Genomic DNA, 20609 nt, shown 5'->3' on the forward strand with positions numbered 1-20609 from the left:
AAAAAGTCACAGTACAAAAAGCTTGCGAAAGTATACCTTTTCGGGCCTTCAATGCAACTTTGAGATGCGTAAAATCGCCACTTTTCAGCGGTTCTTCGACCAAAGATTCAAAATGGAAAGATTAACAATCGTCACAAATTTACATGAAACTCTGTTAACCGCACCAAATCAGCGAATTTTGCTGAGAATCCCGTCTAATTCAGCAAGATTTTGGTAGTTAATTACAATTTTTCCCTTGCCCTTACTGCCATGATTTATCGCAACCTTGGCACCGAGCTTCTCAATTAATTGCTGCTCGAGACGGGAAACATCGTGATCTTTTGCGGGCTTTTCAGCTTCTTTGGGGGGATTTAAGCTTCTATTAATTAATCGTTCAGTTTCGCGAACGGTCAGCTCTTTGGCGGCAACCAAACGTGCCAGATTTGTCTGCTCTTCACCCTCAACGGCGAGCAGTGCACGGGCATGACCCATGTCGATATCGCCGTATTCAAGCAAACGCTTGACGGGTTCGTTCAGACTGTTAAGACGCAGCAGGTTGGTGACTGTGGTGCGGGATTTCCCCACCGCATCGGCCACCTGCTGGTGGGTGAGTTCAAATTCTTCCAGCAGGCGCTGCAGCGCAATCGCCTCTTCCATGGCGTTGAGATCTTCGCGCTGAATGTTTTCAATCAGGGCGATGGCCACGGCGGATTCGTCAGGTACTTGCTTGATAATACAAGGAACTTTATCAAGCTTTGCGAGCTGGGATGCGCGCCAGCGGCGCTCGCCGGCGATGATTTCATACTTTTGCTCGGCGATTTTACGCACCACGATGGGCTGAATGATGCCCTGGGCCCGAATGGACTCAGCCAGCTCTTCCAGCGCCTCAGGCGACATGTCTTTACGGGGCTGATATTTGCCCGGCTGCAGCAGATCCACATCCAAATGGACCAAATCATCCTGTTTATCACTGCGCTCGGCCGCCATATCCAGTTTTTTACTGGCGGCGTGGCTGGTGCTTAGCAGCGCATCCAGTCCTTTACCCAAGCCCCGTTTTTTCAAAGTCATTGCTAATCCTTACGCCTGCTTTCTTGCCTGGGTTTGCTCGCCCCGGCGAATCATCTCTCCCGCCAGGGCCAGATAGGCCTTGGCGCCGGCACTGGACTTGTCGTAATACATGGCGGGCGCACCAAAACTTGGCGCCTCAGCCAGACGAATATTACGGGGGATCACAGTGCGGTAAACCTTCTCGCCAAAATGCTGCTTGAGCTGATCGGACACGTCATTGGCCAATCGATTGCGAGGATCGTACATGGTACGCAAAATTCCCTCGATGCCAAGCCCCGGATTGACCATGGCTGCCAGCTTGCCAATGGTGTCGATAAGGGCAGTGAGCCCCTCCAGCGCGAAGTACTCACACTGCATCGGCACCAGAACAGAGTCAGCCGCGGACATGGCGTTTACGGTCAGCATGTTGAGTGAAGGCGGGCAGTCGATAAAGATAAAATCATACTCGTCCCTGACGGCGGCGAGCGCATTGCGCAGGCGCACTTCACGGGCGAAAAATTCCATCAGCTTGATTTCGGCGGCGGTCACATCGCCATTGGCGGCGATGAGGTCGTATTTGCCGGGGGTGTCACGCACCACGACATCGGCAAAGGGCTTTTCTTCGACCAGAAGCTCATAGGCCGTGTTTTCGACCTCGTACTTGTCGATGCCACTGCCCATGGTGGCATTGCCCTGGGGATCGAGATCAATCAGCAGCACTTTACGTCTGGTTGCCGCCAAAGACGCGGCCAGGTTAATGCAAGTAGTTGTTTTTCCTACGCCACCTTTCTGGTTGGCTACGGCAATGACTTTACCCACGATCTCACCCTGTTGTTATTCTGTCGTTTACCCGAGACACAGCGCCTCGGACAAGTTGCTTGATGTTGCGTCCAATTGCAAGGCGCAGACTCACGCTTTGACCAATTTCAGCAGGTGGCGCTGCTCATCAAGCCCGGGCACCTCAAGCCTGATGGTTTCAAGCAAGGTGAATCCGGCGGGGATCCCGGCCATTTCATCCTCGCTGAGTTGGCCCTTGAGCGCATAAAAACAGCCATCGGCGGCGGGCAGGTGATGACACCAGCTGAGCATGTCACCCACAGAGGCAAAGGCGCGGCTCAGAACGCCGTCAAACCCTTGCTCAGGTTGATACAGCTCAACGCGGCTCTCGACTGAGCTGATGTTTTTCAGCCCAAGTTCCAGCGCTACCTGCTTTTGGAAGCGAATGCGCTTGCCGAGGCTGTCGAGCAGGACAAACTCTTTGTCCGGATTGATGATGGCCAGTGGAATGCCGGGCAGACCCGGGCCTGTGCCCACATCGATAAAACGTTCGCCCTTGAGGTGTGGTGACACCACCAGGCTGTCGAGGATATGACGGGTCAGCATCTGCGCCGGTTCGCGCACTGAGGTCAGGTTGTACGCCTTGTTCCATTTGTCCAGCAGCGCAACAAAGCCAAGCAGCTGTTGCTGCTGACTGTCACTGACTGTGAGTCCGGTTTTGGCGATGGCTTGGCTCAGTTGTTTGGCTAACACAGGATGATGCTCCGTCAATGCCACAAGAATGCGGATATTATGAAGGTCTGAAAAAACGAAAGGAAGGGCGCTGGCGCCCTTCCGCTCAGGGATTAACTGATTTCAGGCGCTTTTACGCAGCAAACCGCGTTTTTTCAGGTGCACCAGCAGAATCGATACCGCCGCAGGGGTCACACCGGAGATGCGTGAGGCCTGGCCGATGGTTTCAGGTTTGTGGGCATTGAGCTTGGCGGTGACCTCGTTGGAGAGGCCGGGCACTTCGCTGTAATCCAGATCCAGCGGCAGACGGGTGTTTTCGTTGCGCTCTGCCTTGGCGATTTCATCCTGCTGACGCTGGATGTAACCGGCGTATTTCACCTGAATTTGCACTTGCTCGGCGGCCAGCGGATCGGCAAGGCCCGGGCCAAAGCCGTCGATCTTCATCAGGGTATCGTATTCGATCTCAGGGCGGCGCAGCAGATCTTCCAAAGATGCCTCGCGGGTCAGTGGCGCGCTCAGCACGTCGTTGAGCTCACTCACCTGAGTCGAGTTTACATGCACCCAATGGCTGCGCAGGCGCTGCTGCTCAGTCTCGATGGAATCGCGTTTTTCGTTGAATTTCTGCCAGCGGACGTCATCCACCAGGCCAAGCTCCCGGCCTTTTTCGGTCAAGCGCAGATCCGCGTTGTCTTCACGCAGCAGCAAACGGTATTCGGCGCGGCTGGTAAACATGCGGTAGGGCTCTTTGGTGCCGAGGGTGGAGAGATCGTCCACCAGCACGCCGAGGTAGGCCTGATCGCGCTTCGGCGCCCAGGCTTCTTTGCCCTGAACCTTGAGTGCGGCGTTAAGGCCGGCCAGCAAGCCCTGGGCACCGGCTTCTTCGTAGCCCGTGGTGCCGTTGATTTGTCCGGCAAAGAACAAACCGTCGATGACTTTGGTTTCCAACGAGTTTTTAAGGTCACGCGGATCGAAATAATCGTATTCGATGGCGTAGCCGGGGCGCACTATCTCAGCATTTTCCATACCGCGAATAGAGCGCACCAGATTGATCTGCACATCAAACGGCAGGCTGGTGGAGATGCCGTTAGGGTAAATTTCTGTGGTCGTCAGGCCTTCAGGCTCGATAAAGATCTGATGTGAGTTCTTGTCGGCAAAACGGTGAATTTTGTCTTCAATGGACGGGCAGTAGCGCGGGCCAATGCCTTCAATCACCCCAGAATACATGGGGCTTCTGTCCAAACCGCCACGGATGATGTCGTGGGTTTGCTCGTTGGTGTGGGTGATGTAGCAGGAGATCTGCTGTGGATGCTGGCTCACATCGCCGATAAAAGACATCACTGGCAGCGGCGAGTCGCCTTTTTGCTCGGTCATCACCGAAAAATCTATGGTACGGGCATCAATACGCGGTGGAGTGCCGGTTTTTAAACGGCCAACACGCAGTGGCAGTTCACGTAATCGATGTGCCAATGCGATGGCTGGTTGATCGCCGGCGCGGCCACCGCTGTAGTTTTCAAGTCCGATGTGGATTTTGCCACCCAGGAAAGTACCTGCGGTCAGCACCACGGCTGGCGCTTCAAAGGCCAGGCCCATCTGGGTAATGGCACCCACCACCCGGCCGTTTTCCACCACCAGATCGTCTACCGCCTGCTGGAAGATCTTCAGGTTTGGCTGCAGCTGCAGCATGTTCAGGATCTTGGCCTTGTAGAGCGCTCTGTCTGCCTGGGCGCGGGTTGCTCGCACTGCAGGGCCTTTGCTGGAATTGAGGGTCCGGAACTGGATCCCGGCAAAGTCAGTGGCGATCGCCATGGCACCGCCCAGTGCATCGATCTCTTTGACCAGATGGCCTTTACCAATACCACCAATGGCAGGGTTACAGGACATCTGCCCAAGCGTGTCCACGTTATGGGTGAGCAGCAGTGTTTTACAACCCATGCGGGCCGCTGCCAGAGCGGCTTCGGTACCGGCATGGCCACCACCGACAACTATTACATCAAACCGTTCATGAAATTGCATGACACTACCTTAAACCTGAAATGGGACCGCTGTAATGAGCCGATTATTCTACCATTGCCTGAAGCCAAGTTGAACTTACTCTTTAAGGAAGAAGATCCATTGGGGATCAGCTTATAGATCTTAAGATCTTTATATAGATCTCCTTATTGTTATCTCTTATTAGGATCGCGCTTTTCTGTGGTTAAGCCTAAAAAGCATTTTAAATCATGAGTTAACGCGATCTTGAACCTGTGATCTGTACGCGATCTATCGAGATATAAGGTGGGGATAGATCGCTGTTTTATCCACAGGGTGGATCTTGCAGCAGATCGCCTGTTGAGTAATGCAATGGATGATCAGATCTAAATCATATCTTATCCACAAATTTATACTGAATTAACAAGTTTTGTGGATAAGAATGATCTAACTTGTGGGTGAGCAGGGATAAGATCAGTGAGGCGATCTCAGATTTGGTCGATCCAGCTTTGCAACCACAGAGCGGCTGCCTCTTCCGGCACAGGATCCTGTTGTACATCGATCCGGATCTTATCCACAAAAGCTTGTGCACCGCCGTCGGTCAATAAATCGACAAGCCCTTCTGGGCCTTCACAGAAGGTGTCGTAGCTTGAATCGCCGATGGCGCAAAGGGCAAAACGAACGCCCTGCAGATCGGGCATTGAGAGCTGCACTTCTTTGGCAAAAGGCTGCAAATTATCGGGCAGATCGCCGGCGCCGTGGGTCGAAGAAACCAACAACCACAAGGCTCTCTTGTCCAGTTTTTCCAGGCTGGGTTCGAGATAAGTGCTGCACTCATGGCCGGCCTCGGTAAGAATTGCCGCCAGTTCATCGGCCACATATTCGCTGCCGCCCAGGGTGGTGCCAATCAGAATTTCAATCTTTGCCATGGTTACATCCGTCGCTGAAAAGGATAAAAATGCAGGCGTCATGGTAGCCCAAAGCAAGGACGTGGGAAATGGAGCTGCCCCCGGCTTGCGCTCTTGCTATGGTAAATTGCACAGGCCGCAACTGAGTCCCGGAGCTTGTATATGACTAAAAAGCCAATGAAATGGGCGCTTTTCCTTGCAGCGGTGCTGCTGTTATTGCTGGCCGCTACCCTGAGCAGGCTTGAGATCCCGGATTCTGCCACCCCGGTGCTGGCAGGCGGCAGCAAACAAATGAGCGGCGACTGCGCCGAGTCACGCTTGGACCTCGACGAAAAATCCGACAAAAAAACCAGTCATTCAGATACTTACATTGATGATGCTGGAACTATCCCTGTGCTGGTGTGGAATATTCACAAGCAGGGCGATGGCGAGTGGCCACAGGCGCTTTGGTCTTGGGGCGAGGGCTGGCGGCTGATGATGCTGCAGGAGGTTGGTCTGACGGATGCCTTTAGTTCTGCGCTTGGCCGCGGCGGTTATGATTATGCCGCGCTGCAATCCTTTGCGTTTGCAGGGCAGGGGTATGGGCTGATGACTCTGTCACCGGCGCTGGTTTCAACGGCGTGTGGCTATTTGAGCCGCGAGCCCTGGATAGTAGTTCCAAAAGGATCGCTTGTCGCCCGTTATCGGCTCAGCAGCGGCGACAACTTGCTTGCGATTAACCTGCACGGGGTGAATTTTGCCTGGTCGCTGGAAGACTGGCAGGCGCAGCTTGAGCCACTTTTTAAGGCCGTAGCTGCCCATCAGGGGCCGGTTATTTTTGGCGGCGACTTTAACGCTTGGGGCGAAGATAGGCGGGAGATGCTTAAAAATCTTGTTGATTCACATGGGCTTGCCAGCGCCGCTTTTTCGCCGGATCACAGGCGAAGCGCCTTTGGCAACCGGCTCGACTGGCTGTTTTACCGTGGGCTTAACTTGAAATCGGCGCAATCTCCGGCAACGGAATTGTCGGATCATGCGCCGCTGCTTGCCTGGTTTGAGCTTATGCCCGGCTCAGTGCCTGATGATGGAACGCCAGATGCTCGTCAATAAAGCTCGCGATAAAGTAATAGCTGTGATCGTAGCCCGGCTGCATCCGCAGCGTTAACGGGAATCCGGCCTTTGCCGCTGCGTTCTGCAGCTGGATCGGCATCAGCTCTTTTTCAAGAAAGCTGTCGCCGTCGCCCTGATCCACCAGCATAGGGATATGATCGGCGCCACCAAGGATCAGCTCGCAGCTGTCGTACTCGCGCCAGCTTTCCCTGTCTTTACCCAAATAGTTGCCAAAGGCTTTTTGGCCCCAGGGGCTTTGGCATGGGTTGCAGATTGGGCTGAACGCCGACACGCTGGTGTAGCGGCCGGGGTTTTTCAGCGCTATGGTCAGGGCGCCGTGACCACCCATGGAGTGGCCGGCAATGCTGCGTTTATTGCTGACCGGAAAGTTGGCTTCAATCAGCTTCGGCAGCTCTTTCACCAAATAATCGTACATGCGGTAGTGCTTATTCCAGGGCGCCTCTGTGGCATTGAGGTAAAAACCGGCGCCGAGGCCAAAGTCCCAGGCGCCATCGGGATCGTCGGCAACGCCGTCGCCGCGCGGGCTGGAGTCCATGGCCACTATTGCCAGGCCGAGCGTGGCGGCGAGGCGCTGGGCACCGGCCTTCTGCATAAAGTTTTCATCGCTGCAGGTGAGCCCCGACAACCAATAAAGCACGGGTACGCTTTCGGTTTCGGCCTGGGGCGGCAGAAAAATCGCAAAGCGCATTTTGCAATCCAGGCTGGCAGATTGATGGCTGTACTGCTTATGCCAACCGCCGAAGCTGCGATTGGCACTGACAAGTTCCAGAGTCATGGCCGCTCCTTATTTGCGATCGTAGTGGATCACGCTGCGAATGCTCTTGCCTTCGTGCATCAGCTCGAACGCTTCGTTGATAGCATCCAGCCCCATGGTGTGGGTGATAAAGTCACTCAGGGCAAATTCACCGCGCAGGTACTGCTCAACAATGCCGGGCAGTTCGGAGCGTCCTTTCACGCCGCCAAAGGCACTGCCGCGCCACACCCGGCCAGTGACCAGTTGGAACGGACGGGTGGAAATTTCCTGCCCGGCGCCCGCCACGCCAATGATCACCGACTCGCCCCAGCCCTTGTGGCAGCACTCCAGCGCACTTCGCATTACATTCACATTGCCGATGCACTCAAATGAGAAGTCCACGCCGCCGTCGGTCATCTCAACAATCACGTCCTGAATCGGCTTGTCGTAGTCTTTGGGGTTGATGCAGTCGGTGGCGCCAAGCTTTTTGGCGAGTTCAAATTTGCTCTCGTTGATGTCGATACCTATGATCCGGCTGGCACCGGCCATGGTGGCGCCTATCACCGCCGACAAACCAATACCGCCGAGGCCGAAAATTGCCACAGTGTCGCCCTTTTTCACCTTGGCGGTTTTAAGCACGGCGCCCATGCCGGTGGTGACGCCGCAGCCCAGCAGACACACTTCTTCCAGCGGCGCTTCGGGGTTGACCTTGGCGAGGGATATTTCCGGCAGCACAGTGTATTCGCTGAAGGTGGAGCAGCCCATGTAGTGGTAAATCGGCTCGCCATCTTTATAAAAGCGGGTGGTGCCGTCTGGCATCAGGCCCTTGCCCTGGGTGGCACGCACCGCCGAGCACAGGTTGGTCTTACCCGAGGTGCAGAACTTACATTTGCCGCACTCGGCGGTGTAAAGCGGGATCACGTGGTCACCCACTGCCACGCTGGTCACGCCTTCGCCGACCATTTCGACAATGCCGCCGCCTTCGTGGCCCAAAATCGCCGGGAACACGCCTTCGGGGTCATCGCCTGACAGGGTAAAGGCATCGGTGTGGCACACGCCGGTGGCGACAATCCGCACCAGCACTTCGCCGGGTTTTGGCAGCATCACATCCACTTCTTCAACGGATAAGGGCTGGCCCGGGCCCCAGGCAATGGCGGCGCGGGATTTAATAAAAGATGCTGACATGGGGTTCCTCCCTGATATGTCGGTTTGGGGCAATTAGCCCGAATGGCACAGCCGCGCGCACAGCGTTGCGGCAAGCTTGATGGGATTGATTGTATTTCTTTGCTGATGATTGATAATCGCGCTTATTGGTAAATGACTTTTACTGAATGGGAATAATCATGCGCTGGGAAGGGATTTGTGAATTTGTGGCGGTGGCTGAGGCGCAGAGCTTTACCACAGCTGCGAGTCGGCTTTGCATAAGCACCGCGCAGGTGAGTCGCCAGGTGCGTGAGCTTGAAGAGCGCCTCGGCAGCAAGCTTTTGTACCGCACTACGCGCAAGGTGTCGCTCACCGAAGACGGGCAGCTTTTTTACCGTCACTGCCGCCAGGTGCTCGATGGTCTGGATGAAGCCGAGCGGGCGGTGTCGTCACTTAAAAACGAGCCGCGCGGGCTAATCCGCATGACGGCGCCCGTGACCTACGGCGAGCAATATGTGATGCCAATCGTATTGGAGTACATGCAGCAATTTCCGCAGGTGGAAGTGCAATGCGATCTGACCAATCAACAGCTGGATTTGGTGCAGGGCGGCTTTGATTTGGCGATTCGCCTCGGGGTGTTGCCGGATTCCTCAATGATGGCGCGAAAGCTGGCCGAGCGGGTGCAGTATCTGGTGGCATCGCCTGAGTATGTCAGCCGTCATGGTGCGCCCCATTCGCTGTCGGAGCTCAGTCGTCATCAATGTTTGCTCGGCAGCCTGCCATTCTGGCGTTTTCAGGAGGAGGGCAAGCTTCGTAGCCTGAAGGTGAAAGGGCGGCTTAGTTGCAGCAGCGGCAACACCCTGCTGGCGGCAGCACTGGCAGGTATGGGCATAGCCCAGCTGCCCGGCTATTACGTGGATGAAGCGATTCGTGACGGCCGTCTGCTGGTGTTGCTCAAGCCCTTTCAGGAACCCAAAGAGGGGATTTGGGGTTTGTATTCTCACAATCGGCAGCTGTCGCCCAAGATTGGACGACTGATGGACATGCTGGCGCAAAAACTGCCGGGTGCCTGACCGACGGTTTGCGTTATGTCTAAGACTTGACAGTTTCAACTTGTTGAACGGGACAACAAGTCTTAGTTTAAGGTGTTAACTGTATGGTTTTTCAGCCTACTGGATTTCACAAAAGGTTTTTACGCGTCTGGTTTTCAAACGGCAAAAGGGATTTTCGATGAACAATTTTATGGCGGGACTTAACAACTTCTGGGTGGGGCTCTTTGCCGGCATCATGCTGCCGCTGATTCTGGTGGCGGTGATTTTGTACGCCACGGTCGACAAGCTGACCGGCGTGCTGCAGGACTCGGCCATCGCGCCATTTTTATCCCGCAGCGAACAGACGCTGGATAAGGTCGATAACCTGTTGGTGACCTTGGATGACAAGGTCGACAGTGCCAGCCTTAAGGATTTGAACCTATTGGCGCCGCTTAAGGATGCGCAGCTGTTTCCGGAGTTGCAGGCGCTGGCCACTACCGTCACCGAACTTAAAAAGGCCGCTGCCGGGGCTCAGAATATCGACCGCGACGCTGTACTTAAAAACCTGCAGCAGCGGCTGCAGGACTCGCTGATAGCCAAGTTCCCACCAGAAAAAGCGGCCGCACTGGCCGAAAACCTGCGTCAAATCGCCGAGGTGCTCGCCAGTAACGAGGCGGTGGCCGAAAAACTGAATGCCATTACTGAAAACGCCGGCAACTGAGGTTTATCTCAGGCCGGCGTTTTTATTGCGAGGCGGCAGCTTGTGGCAATAGCAGCTTATTTGCCGATACAGAAAGAGCTGAATATCTTGCCCAGCAGATCGTCTGAAGTGAACTCGCCGGTGATTTCCGACAGCGCCTGCTGCGCCATGCGCAGCTCTTCGGCGAGCAGCTCGCCCGCCTGATAGACTTCGAGCTGCACCTTGCCAAATTGCAGGTGCTCTGCGGCCAGATCCAGTGCCTGCAGGTGGCGGCGGCGGGCGATAAAGCCGCCTTCGAGGTTACTCTGGTAGCCCATCAGCGCCTTGAGGTGCTGCTTGAGTTCCTCCACGCCAAGGCCTGTTTTGGCCGAAATCCGATACACGGCAAAGCCTTGCTCTTCGGTGGCTGCGAGCGACTCGCCGGTCAAATCGGCTTTGTTGCGTACCACGGTAATGCCAAGCCCCTTGGGCAGACGGTCGATAAAATCCGGCCAAATCTCGTGTGGGTCGACCGCAGCCGTACTGGTGCCATCCACCATAAACAGCACCCGATCGGCGGTCTCGATTTCGCTCCAGGCGCGCTCGATACCGATACGCTCCACTTCGTCTGTGGTGTCGCGCAGGCCCGCTGTGTCTATGATGTGCAGCGGCATGCCGTCGAGGTGAATATGCTCGCGCAGCACATCGCGGGTGGTGCCGGCGATGTCGGTGACAATCGCCGACTCTTTACCGGCCAGCGCGTTGAGCAGGCTCGATTTACCGGCGTTGGGGCGACCGGCAATGACCACTTTCATGCCTTCGCGGATGATGCTGCCTTGCTTGGCGCTGGAATGCACTTCGTCCAACTGGTCGATAATGGCGTACAGCGCGGCGGCAATTTTGCCATCACTCAAAAAGTCGACTTCTTCGTCGGGAAAGTCGATGGCGGCTTCAACATACAGGCGCAGATTGGTGATTTTATCCACCAGGGTGTGCACCTTGGCGGAAAAATCCCCCTGCAGCGAATGCAGTGCGCTCTTGGCGGCCTGTTCGCTGGTGGCATCAATCAGATCGGCAATCGCCTCGGCCTGGGTCAAATCCAGCTTGTCGTTCATAAAGGCCTGCTCGCTGAACTCGCCGGGGCGGGCGATGCGCACCCCTTTGACCTTGAGCACGGCGCGGATGAGCATGTCCATCACCACCTGGCCGCCGTGGCCCTGCAGCTCCAGCACATCTTCACCGGTAAAGGAGTTGGGGCCTTTGAAGAACAGGGCTATGCCCTGATCCAGCACAGCGCCGTCCGGGTCTTTGAAATCACAGAAATCGGCGTAGCGGGGTTTTGGCAGGTGGCCGAGCAGGGCATGGGCGACTGCGCTTGCCTGTTTGCCGGAAACCCGGATGATGCCAACGCCGCCACGGCCGGGGGCTGTGGCCTGGGCCACGATAGTGTCTGTAGTCACGTGCTTTTCCGCTTTGCTGTCTGGGTCAAGGAAACAAAAAGGCGACCTCAGGTCGCCTTTTTAGTGTATCGCCTGAAAAATGGGCTTATTTTAAGCCTTTTTTCTCCAGCTGGGCATAAATAATCTTCTGCTGAATGATGGCAACTATGTTACCCACCAACCAGTAGAGTACCAGACCGGCCGGGAACCACAGGAAGAACACGGTGAATACCACCGGCATCCACTGCAGCATCTTTTGCTGCATAGGGTCCATGTTTGGCGCAACAGGCTGCATCTTCTGCATCATCCACATGGAGGCGCCCATCAGCAGCGGCAGCACGTAGTATGGGTCCTGAACTGACAAATCCTGGATCCACAGCATGAATGGCGCGTGGCGCAGTTCAACGCTTTCCAGCAGCACCCAGTACAGGGCGATGAAGATTGGCATCTGCAGCAGAATTGGCAGACAGCCGCCCATCGGGTTTACTTTTTCTTTCTTGTACAGTTCCATCATGGCCTGACCCATCTTCTGACGGTCATCACCAAAGCGGTCCTTGAGCTCCTGCAGCTTGGGCTGGAGGTTACGCATCTTGGCCATGGACACATACTGTGCCTTGGTCAGCGGATACAGGATACCGCGCACTGTCAGGGTAACCAGAATGATGGCCACACCCCAGTTGTGCACCAGGCTCTGGAAGAACATCAGCACCCAGTGGATTGGTACGGCAAGCCACCACAGGAAGCCATAGTCCACTACCAGGTTCAGCGACTCAGACAACGCAGACAGAGCGGCCTGATCTTTAGGACCCACATAGAAGGTGGCAGAAATGGTTTCGCTGGCGCCAGGGGCTACGTCATGTACTGCGCCCTTGAAGCCAATATTGGCCATGCCGCCGGCACTGATGGACGAGAACAGGGTGTTCTTGTCAGAGGCAGCTGGTACCCAGGCTGATACGAAGTAGTGTTGCAGCATGGCAACCCAACCACCCAGAGTGGACTGGTCGAGGTCTTTCTTGCCCATGTCTTCGAAGCTGTACTTCTCGTAACGCACATCGGCGGTAGAGAAGGCGGCACCACGGTAAGTTGGCATCATCATGCTGCTTTCGCTGGCGGCGATGGTGTGCTTGATCTGACCGTACATCTGCAGTTGCAGGGCATTGGCGCTGTTGTTGGTGACGCGGTAATCCACGCCCACATCATATTTGCCACGCTTGAACACAAACACCTTGGTGAACGTCACACCTGCATCGTTGGTCACAGTCAGCGGCACTTCCAACGTGTCCTGGCCGTCAGCGAGGCTGAATTCGGTGGCGCTGGCAGTGAAGTTGGCACGGCCACTGGCGGCGCTGTCGATACCGTCACGGCCAATCAGGCCGCTTTGGGCGATGTAAGTGAAGGCGTTTTTCTGCTCAAGCAGAACAAAGGGTTCGTCTTTGCCTTGCTCCAGTTTATGGGTCAGCAGTGCTGCATGAACTATGTCACCGCCAACAGGGTTAATCTGTACGTCCAGCTGATCGGTTTTAACGTGGATCAGATTCTGGGTAGCGGCCACAGTGGCTGGCACGCCGGCATCGGCTGTAGGAACGTCGCTGTTAATAGCCTGACTGTTAGATTGCGGCGCAGTAGCAGAAGCTACTTCAGTGGCCGGCTTGGGGGCTTTGTCGGATTCCCACTGTTGCCAGAGCAAAAAGCTGACAAACAGAAGGCCGATAAGCAATAGATTGCGTTGTGATTCCATAGCCTATTTATTACACCTGTCTTTTTTTGGAGGGACGGGATCGTTGCCGCCCGGATGTAAAGGGTGACATTTTAATATGCGTTTGATTGCAAACCAACTGCCTTTTATAACACCGTGAAGCGTAATTGCCTCAATGGCGTAATGGGAGCAGGTGGGCTGGAAACGACATTTCGGCCCAAGGATAGGGCTGATGAAGATTTGGTAGCCTCGAATGAGCTTGGTAATCAACCATTGAAACGGCGACTGAGTTTGCGCCATAGCTTGTCTACCAGCTGGTGGAGGGCTTCGTTTTCAAGATCCATCACGCCACTTCTGACCAGCACGACTATATCGACGCCGGGGATTTGGTGTTGATGCAGGCGGAAACTTTCACGTATTACCCGCTTAACCCTGTTACGGTCATGGGCGCGTTTAACCTGTTTTTTAGGTACGGTTAAACCCACACGAGGATGACCCAGTGTGTTACGAACGGCAAGTAAAGTGATTTCAGCGGAAGAAGCTTTGAGAGGATCGGTGAAAACAGCTTTAAATTGCGCGGGAGTTAACAAACGTAACTCCCGCGTAAAGGTGTAGCTAGTCACCTAGATGTCGACCTGAATTAAGCAGACAGACGAGCGCGACCCTTGGCACGGCGACGAGCCAGTACCTTGCGGCCGTTAGCTGTAGCCATGCGAGCGCGGAAGCCGTGAGAACGCTTGCGCTTCAGGTTGCTAGGTTGAAAAGTACGTTTACTCATGGTGGCAATCCGTCTTTACTGGTTAACATTCCTTGACGCTGGTATCAATAATCTGAAATCAGAGACAAGGGCATAAAAAAGAGGCCGAATTGTAATCACCCAAACGTCAGCCGTCAAGAAGAACGGCACACCAGCGACACATTACAGGCCAATTTTTTCCCCGTAGACCCCACAAAGAACCCAACAGGATGTGGATAACTCTGTGTATCCACACTATATCTGGTGGATCCAGAAAGTGTAGATGAGATCGTGGGCCGCGCATTATAGATCAAGGTGGATCCCTTTAGAAAGCAGGATTTCAGTCCAATGGCCCATAAATAGATCCGATTCGATCTTGACTGATCCAAGTTATTCAGATCCAAGGATCTCCCTGTTGATAAATCCATTTTAAGGATAGCGATCCGCAAACAGTCCCGATAGAATACTCCTCCTTTGGGTAGATCTTTTGGGGACGGAACAGGTGGCGGTTTCACTTTGGCAACAGTGTATCGGCAGGCTGCAGGACGAGCTTTCTGCGCAGCAATTCAGCATGTGGATCAGACCGTTACAGGCCGAAATGGATGGGGATACCCTGGTGCTGTACGCGCCAAACCGCTTTGTATTGGATTGGGTACGCGACAAGTACATTAATTCCATCAATCAGTTTTTTACTGAGCAGATGGGTGATGACGCCCCCAAACTGCGTTTCGACATCGGCAGCCGTCCCTCTGCCAAACCCGTGCCGCCTGCGCCCACCGCAGTCAAGGCCGCGGCACCCCAGCCCAAGCCGGGTCACGCCTTTGGCGCGCCGCCTGAGCCTGCGGTCAGCAATCATCGCAGCAATATCAATCCGACCTATCAGTTCGATAACTTCGTTGAAGGTAAATCGAACCAGCTCGGCAAGGCTGCCGCACTACAAGTGGCTGAAAACCCTGGCGGCGCATACAACCCTCTGTTTTTGTACGGTGGCACCGGTCTGGGTAAAACCCACCTGCTGCACGCCGTCGGCAATGGCATTATCAAAAATAATCCCAATGCCAAAGTGGTGTACATGCACTCCGAGCGCTTTGTGCAGGACATGGTGAAGGCGCTGCAAAACAACGCCATCGAAGAGTTCAAGCGTTACTACCGCAGTGTGGACGCGCTCTTTATCGACGACATCCAGTTTTTTGCCAACAAAGACCGCTCGCAGGAAGAATTTTTCCATACCTTCAACGCGCTGCTGGAAGGCAATCATCAGATAATCCTGACTTCTGACCGCTACCCGAAAGAAATCGACGGGGTAGAGGACAGATTGAAGTCCCGCTTCGGCTGGGGCCTCACGGTTGCCATTGAACCGCCGGAGCTCGAGACCCGGGTGGCGATTCTGATGCGCAAAGCGCAGGAAAGCGGCATTAACCTGCCGGACGAAGTGGCCTTCTTTATTGCCAAGCGTCTGCGCTCCAACGTGCGCGAGCTTGAAGGCGCACTCAACCGGGTTATTGCCAACGCAAATTTCACCGGCCGGCCTATCACTATCGATTTTGTGCGCGAAGCACTGCGTGACCTCTTGGCTCTGCAGGAAAAATTGGTCACTATAGACAACATTCAGAAGACGGTGGCCGAATATTACAAGATCAAGATGGCCGACATGCTGTCCAAGCGCCGCTCCCGCAGTGTGGCGCGTCCACGACAGATGGCCATGGCCCTCTCCAAAGAGCTGACCAACCAGAGCCTGCCGGAAATCGGCGATGCCTTTGGCGGACGCGATCACACCACAGTGCTGCATGCCTGTCGCAAGATCGCCCAGCTGCGCGAAGAGAGCCACGATATCAAAGAAGACTACGCCAACCTGATTCGTACCTTATCTTCCTAAAAAAGACAGGGATTGGAGCACGATGAAATTTTCGATTGATAGGGATGCGCTGTTAAAGCCGTTGCAGCTGGTGAGCGGTGCGGTAGAAAGACGCCATAACCTGCCGATTCTGGCTAATCTTTTGGTGGAAGTAAGCGGTCACTCACTTAAGATGACCGGTACAGATTTGGAAGTGGAACTGGTGGGGCAGGCCACGGTTCACGGCGATATTCAGGAAGGCCGCACCACTGTGCCTGCCAAAAAGCTGCTGGATATCGTTAAGTCACTGCCCGAGCAAACCGAGCTTAAAATCGAGCAGCAGGAAAACAAATGGCTGCTGCGCTGTGGTCGCAGCCGGTTTTCGCTGGCTACGCTGCCGGCGGAAGAATACCCCAATGTCGAGGCGTTCCGCCCGGACATCGAATTTACCCTCAAGCAGGGCACCCTCAAGTCACTGATTGATGCCACTCAGTTTTCGATGGCCAACCAGGACGTGCGTTACTACCTCAATGGTTTGCTGATTGAAACCGAAGGCAATGTGCTGCGCGCCGTGGCCACCGACGGTCATCGTCTGGCGCTGAGCCATCGTCCGCTCGAAGCCACCCTGCCTGAAAAGCAGGTGATTGTGCCGCGTAAGGGCGTGGTGGAAATGTCCCGTCTGCTCGACAGCGAAGATCAGGACATCAGCATCGCCATCGGTGACAGTGCGATTCGCGCCACCACTGCCACTGCGGTGTTTACCAGCAAGCTGGTGGATGGTCGTTTCCCCGATTATCGCCGCGTGCTGCCAAAGGGCGGCGATAAAATCGTGATTGCCAGCCGTAACCAGCTCAAGCAGGCGCTGCTGCGGGCCTCTATTCTGTCGAACGAGAAGTTCCGTGGTGTGCGGATTCTGCTGGAAGATGGTTTGCTTAAGATCACCGCCAACAACCCCGAGCAGGAAGAAGCGGAAGAAATCATCGACGTGGATTACAACTCCACCACTCTGGAGATTGGCTTCAACGTCTCTTATCTGCTTGATGTGCTTAACAACCTGCGTTCCGATGAAGTCCGCGTGACTCTTATCGACAGCAACTCCAGCGCCCTGATTGAAAACCACGTGGAAGAAGACTCCATGTACGTGGTGATGCCGATGAGGCTCTAAGACCGTCTGCTGACGAGTCTTTTTCTGTATGAGCCTCAGCCGTCTGTCTATCGACGCCTTTCGCAATATTGATTCAGCCCAGCTTGCCCCAGGCGCCGGGCTGAATCTCATTTATGGCCACAACGGCAGTGGCAAAACCAGTATCCTCGAAGCCATCTATTTCCTCGGCATGGGCCGCTCGTTTCGAAGCCATTTGTCGCAGCGGGTCATTCAGAATGATGCCGATGCCCTGACCCTGTTTGCGCTGGCGGCGGGTCAGAACGGCGAGAGCCGCATCGGGCTTAGGCGCCACCGAAATGGCGACACCGAGGTCAAAATCGACGGTGATAAGGTCAAGCGGCTGTCGCAATTAGCCGAGGCGCTGCCTATTCAGGTGATCACGCCGGAGAGTTTTTCGCTGCTGTTTGAAGGCCCCGGCGCCAGGCGGCAGTTTATCGATTGGGGCGCCTTTCATGCCTCAAAGCAGTTTCATCTGGCGTGGATGAACACACGGCGGATTTTAAAGCAGCGAAATCAGCTGCTTAGAGATGGTTCTTCCTACGAGCACATCGCCTTCTGGGACAGGGAATTAATTCGCTATGCCCTTGAAGTGACAGACATAAGAAACCAATATGTACACTCGTTAAATGCCGTGCTTAAGGGTATAATCGGGGAGTTTTTACCCGATGCAGATGTACGGGTTTCTTTCACCCGGGGCTGGGACAGCAAAACGGAACTTTCCGACCTGCTGCAGACTCAGTATCCACGGGACTTAGCCATGGGCCATACGGTCAGTGGTCCCCACAAGGCAGACCTTCGCTTGCGGGTGGGCAATTTGCCCGCTCAGGATGCGCTGTCCCGTGGGCAATTGAAGTTGTTGGTGTGTGCCTTGCGGATTGCGCAGGGTAAATTGCTTAAACAACAAATAGATAAACACAGCATCTATCTGGTGGACGACTTGCCCTCCGAGCTGGATGCGAAACACAGGCAACTGTTGCTAAAAGAGCTTATCGACACCGGTGCACAGCTGTTTGTGACCGCCATCGAGCCTGCGGCAATTGTGGATTCCTTGCCTGTGCCCCCCGACAGGATGTTTCACGTACAGGCCGGCCGGGTAACAGAGACTAAATAAGGAAGGTGCGGCACTGAAGCGGTTGCCCCTGAGTGCCGTCGCAGTGCTTTTTGGGACTTATTTTGCTCCTTCCATAACCGACGAGAGAGATATATGTCAGAGAATACTTACGATTCGTCGAGTATTAAGGTACTTAAGGGCCTTGATGCAGTACGCAAAAGACCGGGGATGTACATTGGTGACACCGATGATGGCACAGGTCTGCATCACATGGTGTTCGAGGTCGTGGATAACTCCATCGACGAGGCTCTGGCGGGTTATTGCAGCGAAATCACCATCACCATCCACGTGGATGGTTCTGTTTCTGTAAAAGACGATGGCCGTGGTATTCCGGTAGCCATTCACCCCGAGGAAGGCGTGTCCGCCGCCGAGGTGATCATGACCGTACTGCACGCCGGCGGTAAGTTCGACGACAACTCCTACAAGGTGTCAGGTGGTCTGCACGGCGTGGGTGTGTCTGTGGTTAACGCCCTGTCGAAAAAACTGCAGCTGACCATTCGCCGCGAAGGCAAGGTGCACGAGCAGTTCTACACCCACGGTGTACCCGATGCGCCAATCAAGGTTGTGGGCGACGCCACTAAAACCGGCACCGAAGTGCGTTTCTGGCCAAGTGAAGAAACCTTCTCCGACACCCTGTTCCACTACGATATTCTCGCCAAGCGCGTGCGTGAGCTGTCGTTCCTCAACTCAGGCGTGGGTATCCGCCTGGTGGACGAGCGCGACAACAAAGACGAATTCTTTAAGTATGAAGGCGGTATCAGTGCCTTCGTTGAGTACTTAAACCGCAACAAGACACCGGTAAACAAGGACATCTTCCACTTCGCCCAAGAGCGTGAAGACGGTATTACCGTGGAAGTGGCCATGCAGTGGAACGATGGCTTCCAGGAAAACATCTACTGCTTTACCAACAACATTCCTCAGCGTGACGGTGGTACCCACCTGGCGGGTTTCCGCGGCGCGCTGACCCGTAACCTCAACAACTACATGGAAGCTGAGGGTTACAACAAAAAGAACAAGACCAACGCCACCGGCGACGACGCCCGCGAAGGTCTGACCGCCGTTATTTCGGTCAAGGTGCCCGATCCCAAGTTCAGCTCCCAGACCAAAGACAAGCTGGTTTCCAGCGAAGTAAAGAGCGCGGTTGAGCAGACCATGGGTGAAAAGCTGGGTGACTACCTGCTGGAAAACCCCAACGACGCGCGACTGATTGTCGGCAAGATCATCGACGCCGCCCGCGCCCGTGAAGCCGCGCGCAAGGCCCGTGAGATGACCCGTCGTAAAGGCGCACTGGATCTCGGCGGCTTGCCCGGTAAGCTGGCCGACTGTCAGGAAAAAGACCCCGGTCTCTCTGAAATCTACATAGTGGAAGGTGACTCGGCCGGTGGCTCTGCCAAACAAGGCCGAAACCGCAAGAACCAGGCGATTCTGCCGCTCAAGGGTAAGATCCTGAACGTAGAAAAAGCCCGCTTCGACAAGATGCTGTCTTCGCAGGAAGTGGCGACCCTTATCACCGCCCTTGGCTGTGGTATCGGCCGTGACGAGTACGACCCGGACAAGACCCGTTACCACTACATCATCATCATGACGGATGCTGACGTGGACGGCTCCCACATTCGTACCCTGCTGCTGACCTTCTTCTTCCGTCAGATGCCTGAGCTGATTGAACGCGGTTACGTGTATATCGCCCAGCCACCACTGTACAAGGTGAAAAAGGGCAAGCACGAGCAGTACCTGAAAGACGATGCCGCCCTGACGGAGTTTTTGACCACAGGCGCACTCGACGGTGCCTCGATTCACCCGACCCAAGGCGCACCCGGCATGAGCGGCGAGCCACTGGAGAAACTGGTGAATCAGTTCCGTGAAGTGGAAGCCATCATCGCCCGTCTGGATGTGCGTTATCCAGCGGTGCTGACCGAGCGCATGCTGTATCACCCAGTGCTGAACAACGAGATGCTGGCCGATGAAGCCAAGGTGCAGGCCTGGTGCCAAGCGCTGGTGGCCGACTTGACCGAGCGTGAAAGCAGTGGCGTGATTTACAGCGGCGCCGCCGCCCGTGATCCAGAGCGTCAGGTGTATCTGCCCAAGATCACCCTGCGCCGTCACGGTATCGACCATGACTATCAGTTCACCTACGACTTCCTTCAGTCCAGCGATTATCGCAAGCTTGGCGCCATGGCCAATGCCCTCGACGGTCTGATTGAAGAGGGTGGTTATGTGCAGCGCGGCGAAAAGGCCAAGCCGGTGACCAGCTTCGTTGAAGCCCTCGACTGGCTGGTGGGTGAGTCCAAGCGCGGTCTCTACATCCAGCGCTATAAAGGTCTGGGTGAGATGAACCCAGAGCAGCTGTGGGAAACCACCATGGATCCGGAAAGCCGCCGCATGCTGCAGGTGACCATTGAAGACGCCATCGCCGCCGACCAGCTGTTCACCTGTCTGATGGGTGATCAGGTTGAGCCGCGCCGCGAGTTCATCGAGTCCAACGCCCTTAACGTGGCTAACCTCGACGTGTAAGCGACTGTTC

19 protein-coding genes are annotated in these 20609 nt (G+C 55.1%); 7 read left to right on the forward strand and 12 right to left on the reverse strand.

What is annotated here, in order from left to right; genetic code table 11:
* Positions 1-168 precede the first annotated feature (168 nt).
* From KJI95_RS17110 to mioC, 5 genes are all read right to left on the reverse strand, one after another.
* Positions 169-1047: a ParB/RepB/Spo0J family partition protein gene (locus KJI95_RS17110; RefSeq protein ID WP_214508420.1), complete on the reverse strand. Its 879-nt coding sequence runs from the start codon at positions 1045-1047 to the stop codon at positions 169-171.
* Between the two features lie 9 nt (positions 1048-1056).
* The gene (locus tag KJI95_RS17115) at positions 1057-1845 is read right to left on the reverse strand and encodes a ParA family protein (protein ID WP_214508421.1); all 789 of its coding nucleotides are present in this window, start codon (positions 1843-1845) and stop codon (positions 1057-1059) included.
* A gap of 90 nt (positions 1846-1935) precedes the next feature.
* Positions 1936-2556: a 16S rRNA (guanine(527)-N(7))-methyltransferase RsmG gene (gene rsmG / locus KJI95_RS17120; protein ID WP_214508422.1), complete on the reverse strand. Its 621-nt coding sequence runs from the start codon at positions 2554-2556 to the stop codon at positions 1936-1938.
* Between the two features lie 102 nt (positions 2557-2658).
* Positions 2659-4548: a tRNA uridine-5-carboxymethylaminomethyl(34) synthesis enzyme MnmG gene (gene mnmG / locus KJI95_RS17125; protein WP_214508423.1), complete on the reverse strand. Its 1890-nt coding sequence runs from the start codon at positions 4546-4548 to the stop codon at positions 2659-2661.
* Between the two features lie 443 nt (positions 4549-4991).
* The gene (mioC, locus tag KJI95_RS17130) at positions 4992-5432 is read right to left on the reverse strand and encodes an FMN-binding protein MioC (protein WP_214508424.1); all 441 of its coding nucleotides are present in this window, start codon (positions 5430-5432) and stop codon (positions 4992-4994) included.
* A gap of 141 nt (positions 5433-5573) precedes the next feature.
* On the opposite strand from mioC, the gene KJI95_RS17135 reads away from it, so the two are divergent.
* Positions 5574-6500: an endonuclease/exonuclease/phosphatase family protein gene (locus tag KJI95_RS17135; RefSeq protein WP_214508425.1), complete on the forward strand. Its 927-nt coding sequence runs from the start codon at positions 5574-5576 to the stop codon at positions 6498-6500.
* Here KJI95_RS17135 and fghA read toward each other — a convergent pair.
* Both fghA and KJI95_RS17145 read right to left on the reverse strand, forming a co-directional pair.
* On the reverse strand, positions 6451-7296 hold the full coding sequence (fghA, locus tag KJI95_RS17140) for an S-formylglutathione hydrolase (RefSeq protein ID WP_214508426.1): 846 nt from the start codon (positions 7294-7296) through the stop codon (positions 6451-6453). The two genes, KJI95_RS17135 and fghA, sit on opposite strands and share 50 nt — an antisense overlap.
* Positions 7297-7305: 9 nt before the next feature.
* Positions 7306-8439: an S-(hydroxymethyl)glutathione dehydrogenase/class III alcohol dehydrogenase gene (locus tag KJI95_RS17145; RefSeq protein ID WP_214508427.1), complete on the reverse strand. Its 1134-nt coding sequence runs from the start codon at positions 8437-8439 to the stop codon at positions 7306-7308.
* Between the two features lie 155 nt (positions 8440-8594).
* On the opposite strand from KJI95_RS17145, the gene KJI95_RS17150 reads away from it, so the two are divergent.
* Positions 8595-9470 (forward strand): LysR substrate-binding domain-containing protein, encoded by an 876-nt coding sequence (locus KJI95_RS17150; RefSeq protein WP_214508484.1) that lies wholly within the window; start codon positions 8595-8597, stop codon positions 9468-9470.
* Positions 9471-9627: 157 nt separating this feature from the next.
* Entirely contained in the window at positions 9628-10149 is a 522-nt protein-coding gene (locus KJI95_RS17155; protein ID WP_214508428.1) for a hypothetical protein, read from the forward strand.
* A 56-nt stretch (positions 10150-10205) separates the two neighbouring features.
* On the opposite strand, the gene mnmE is transcribed toward KJI95_RS17155, so the two are convergent.
* The 5 genes from mnmE to rpmH all read right to left on the reverse strand — a co-directional run bounded on the left by mnmE (position 10206) and on the right by rpmH (position 14020).
* Positions 10206-11567, reverse strand: coding sequence for a tRNA uridine-5-carboxymethylaminomethyl(34) synthesis GTPase MnmE (gene mnmE, locus KJI95_RS17160; RefSeq protein WP_214508429.1), 1362 nt, complete (start codon positions 11565-11567; stop codon positions 10206-10208).
* Between the two features lie 85 nt (positions 11568-11652).
* Positions 11653-13284, reverse strand: coding sequence for a membrane protein insertase YidC (yidC, locus tag KJI95_RS17165; protein WP_214508430.1), 1632 nt, complete (start codon positions 13282-13284; stop codon positions 11653-11655).
* 3 nt (positions 13285-13287) lie between these two features.
* On the reverse strand, positions 13288-13542 hold the full coding sequence (gene yidD / locus KJI95_RS17170) for a membrane protein insertion efficiency factor YidD (protein WP_214508431.1): 255 nt from the start codon (positions 13540-13542) through the stop codon (positions 13288-13290).
* The gene (rnpA, locus tag KJI95_RS17175; protein ID WP_214508432.1) at positions 13509-13865 is read right to left on the reverse strand and encodes a ribonuclease P protein component; all 357 of its coding nucleotides are present in this window, start codon (positions 13863-13865) and stop codon (positions 13509-13511) included. Before rnpA ends, yidD begins: the two co-directional genes overlap by 34 nt.
* Before the next feature lie 17 nt (positions 13866-13882).
* Entirely contained in the window at positions 13883-14020 is a 138-nt protein-coding gene (rpmH, locus tag KJI95_RS17180; protein ID WP_011758135.1) for a 50S ribosomal protein L34, read from the reverse strand.
* A 460-nt stretch (positions 14021-14480) separates the two neighbouring features.
* On the opposite strand from rpmH, the gene dnaA reads away from it, so the two are divergent.
* The 4 genes from dnaA (at position 14481) to gyrB (ending at position 20599) form a co-directional block, all read left to right on the forward strand.
* Positions 14481-15854, forward strand: a complete 1374-nt coding sequence (dnaA, locus tag KJI95_RS17185) for a chromosomal replication initiator protein DnaA (RefSeq protein WP_214508433.1) — start codon at positions 14481-14483, stop codon at positions 15852-15854.
* Positions 15855-15876: 22 nt separating this feature from the next.
* Positions 15877-16977 carry a DNA polymerase III subunit beta gene (dnaN, locus tag KJI95_RS17190; protein ID WP_214508434.1) on the forward strand — a complete coding sequence of 367 codons (1101 nt, stop codon included), beginning with the start codon at positions 15877-15879 and terminating at the stop codon, positions 16975-16977.
* Between the two features lie 28 nt (positions 16978-17005).
* Positions 17006-18088: a DNA replication/repair protein RecF gene (gene recF / locus KJI95_RS17195; protein ID WP_214508435.1), complete on the forward strand. Its 1083-nt coding sequence runs from the start codon at positions 17006-17008 to the stop codon at positions 18086-18088.
* Positions 18089-18181: 93 nt separating this feature from the next.
* A complete protein-coding gene (gene gyrB / locus KJI95_RS17200; protein ID WP_214508436.1) occupies positions 18182-20599 on the forward strand; it encodes a DNA topoisomerase (ATP-hydrolyzing) subunit B in 2418 nt (805 codons plus the stop codon).
* Positions 20600-20609: the final 10 nt, after the last annotated feature.

It is taken from the genome of Shewanella jiangmenensis, assembly GCF_018596335.1.
Classification (GTDB): Bacteria; Pseudomonadota; Gammaproteobacteria; order Enterobacterales; family Shewanellaceae; genus Shewanella; species Shewanella jiangmenensis.

Bases quoted from the DNA above. Each gene is read 5' to 3' on its own strand.
- KJI95_RS17110 (WP_214508420.1), bottom strand. From the start codon at position 1,047: ATGACTTTGAAAAAACGGGGCTTGGGTAAAGGACTGGATGCGCTGCTA.
- KJI95_RS17135 (WP_214508425.1), top strand. From the start codon at position 5,574: ATGACTAAAAAGCCAATGAAATGGGCGCTTTTCCTTGCAGCGGTGCTG.
- yidD (WP_214508431.1), bottom strand. From the start codon at position 13,542: ATGGCGCAAACTCAGTCGCCGTTTCAATGGTTGATTACCAAGCTCATT.
- dnaN (WP_214508434.1), top strand. From the start codon at position 15,877: ATGAAATTTTCGATTGATAGGGATGCGCTGTTAAAGCCGTTGCAGCTG.
- rpmH (WP_011758135.1), bottom strand. From the start codon at position 14,020: ATGAGTAAACGTACTTTTCAACCTAGCAACCTGAAGCGCAAGCGTTCT.
- fghA (WP_214508426.1), bottom strand. From the start codon at position 7,296: ATGACTCTGGAACTTGTCAGTGCCAATCGCAGCTTCGGCGGTTGGCAT.
- mnmG (WP_214508423.1), bottom strand. From the start codon at position 4,548: ATGCAATTTCATGAACGGTTTGATGTAATAGTTGTCGGTGGTGGCCAT.
- yidC (WP_214508430.1), bottom strand. From the start codon at position 13,284: ATGGAATCACAACGCAATCTATTGCTTATCGGCCTTCTGTTTGTCAGC.
- gyrB (WP_214508436.1), top strand. From the start codon at position 18,182: ATGTCAGAGAATACTTACGATTCGTCGAGTATTAAGGTACTTAAGGGC.
- recF (WP_214508435.1), top strand. From the start codon at position 17,006: ATGAGCCTCAGCCGTCTGTCTATCGACGCCTTTCGCAATATTGATTCA.
- mioC (WP_214508424.1), bottom strand. From the start codon at position 5,432: ATGGCAAAGATTGAAATTCTGATTGGCACCACCCTGGGCGGCAGCGAA.
- KJI95_RS17155 (WP_214508428.1), top strand. From the start codon at position 9,628: ATGAACAATTTTATGGCGGGACTTAACAACTTCTGGGTGGGGCTCTTT.
- KJI95_RS17145 (WP_214508427.1), bottom strand. From the start codon at position 8,439: ATGTCAGCATCTTTTATTAAATCCCGCGCCGCCATTGCCTGGGGCCCG.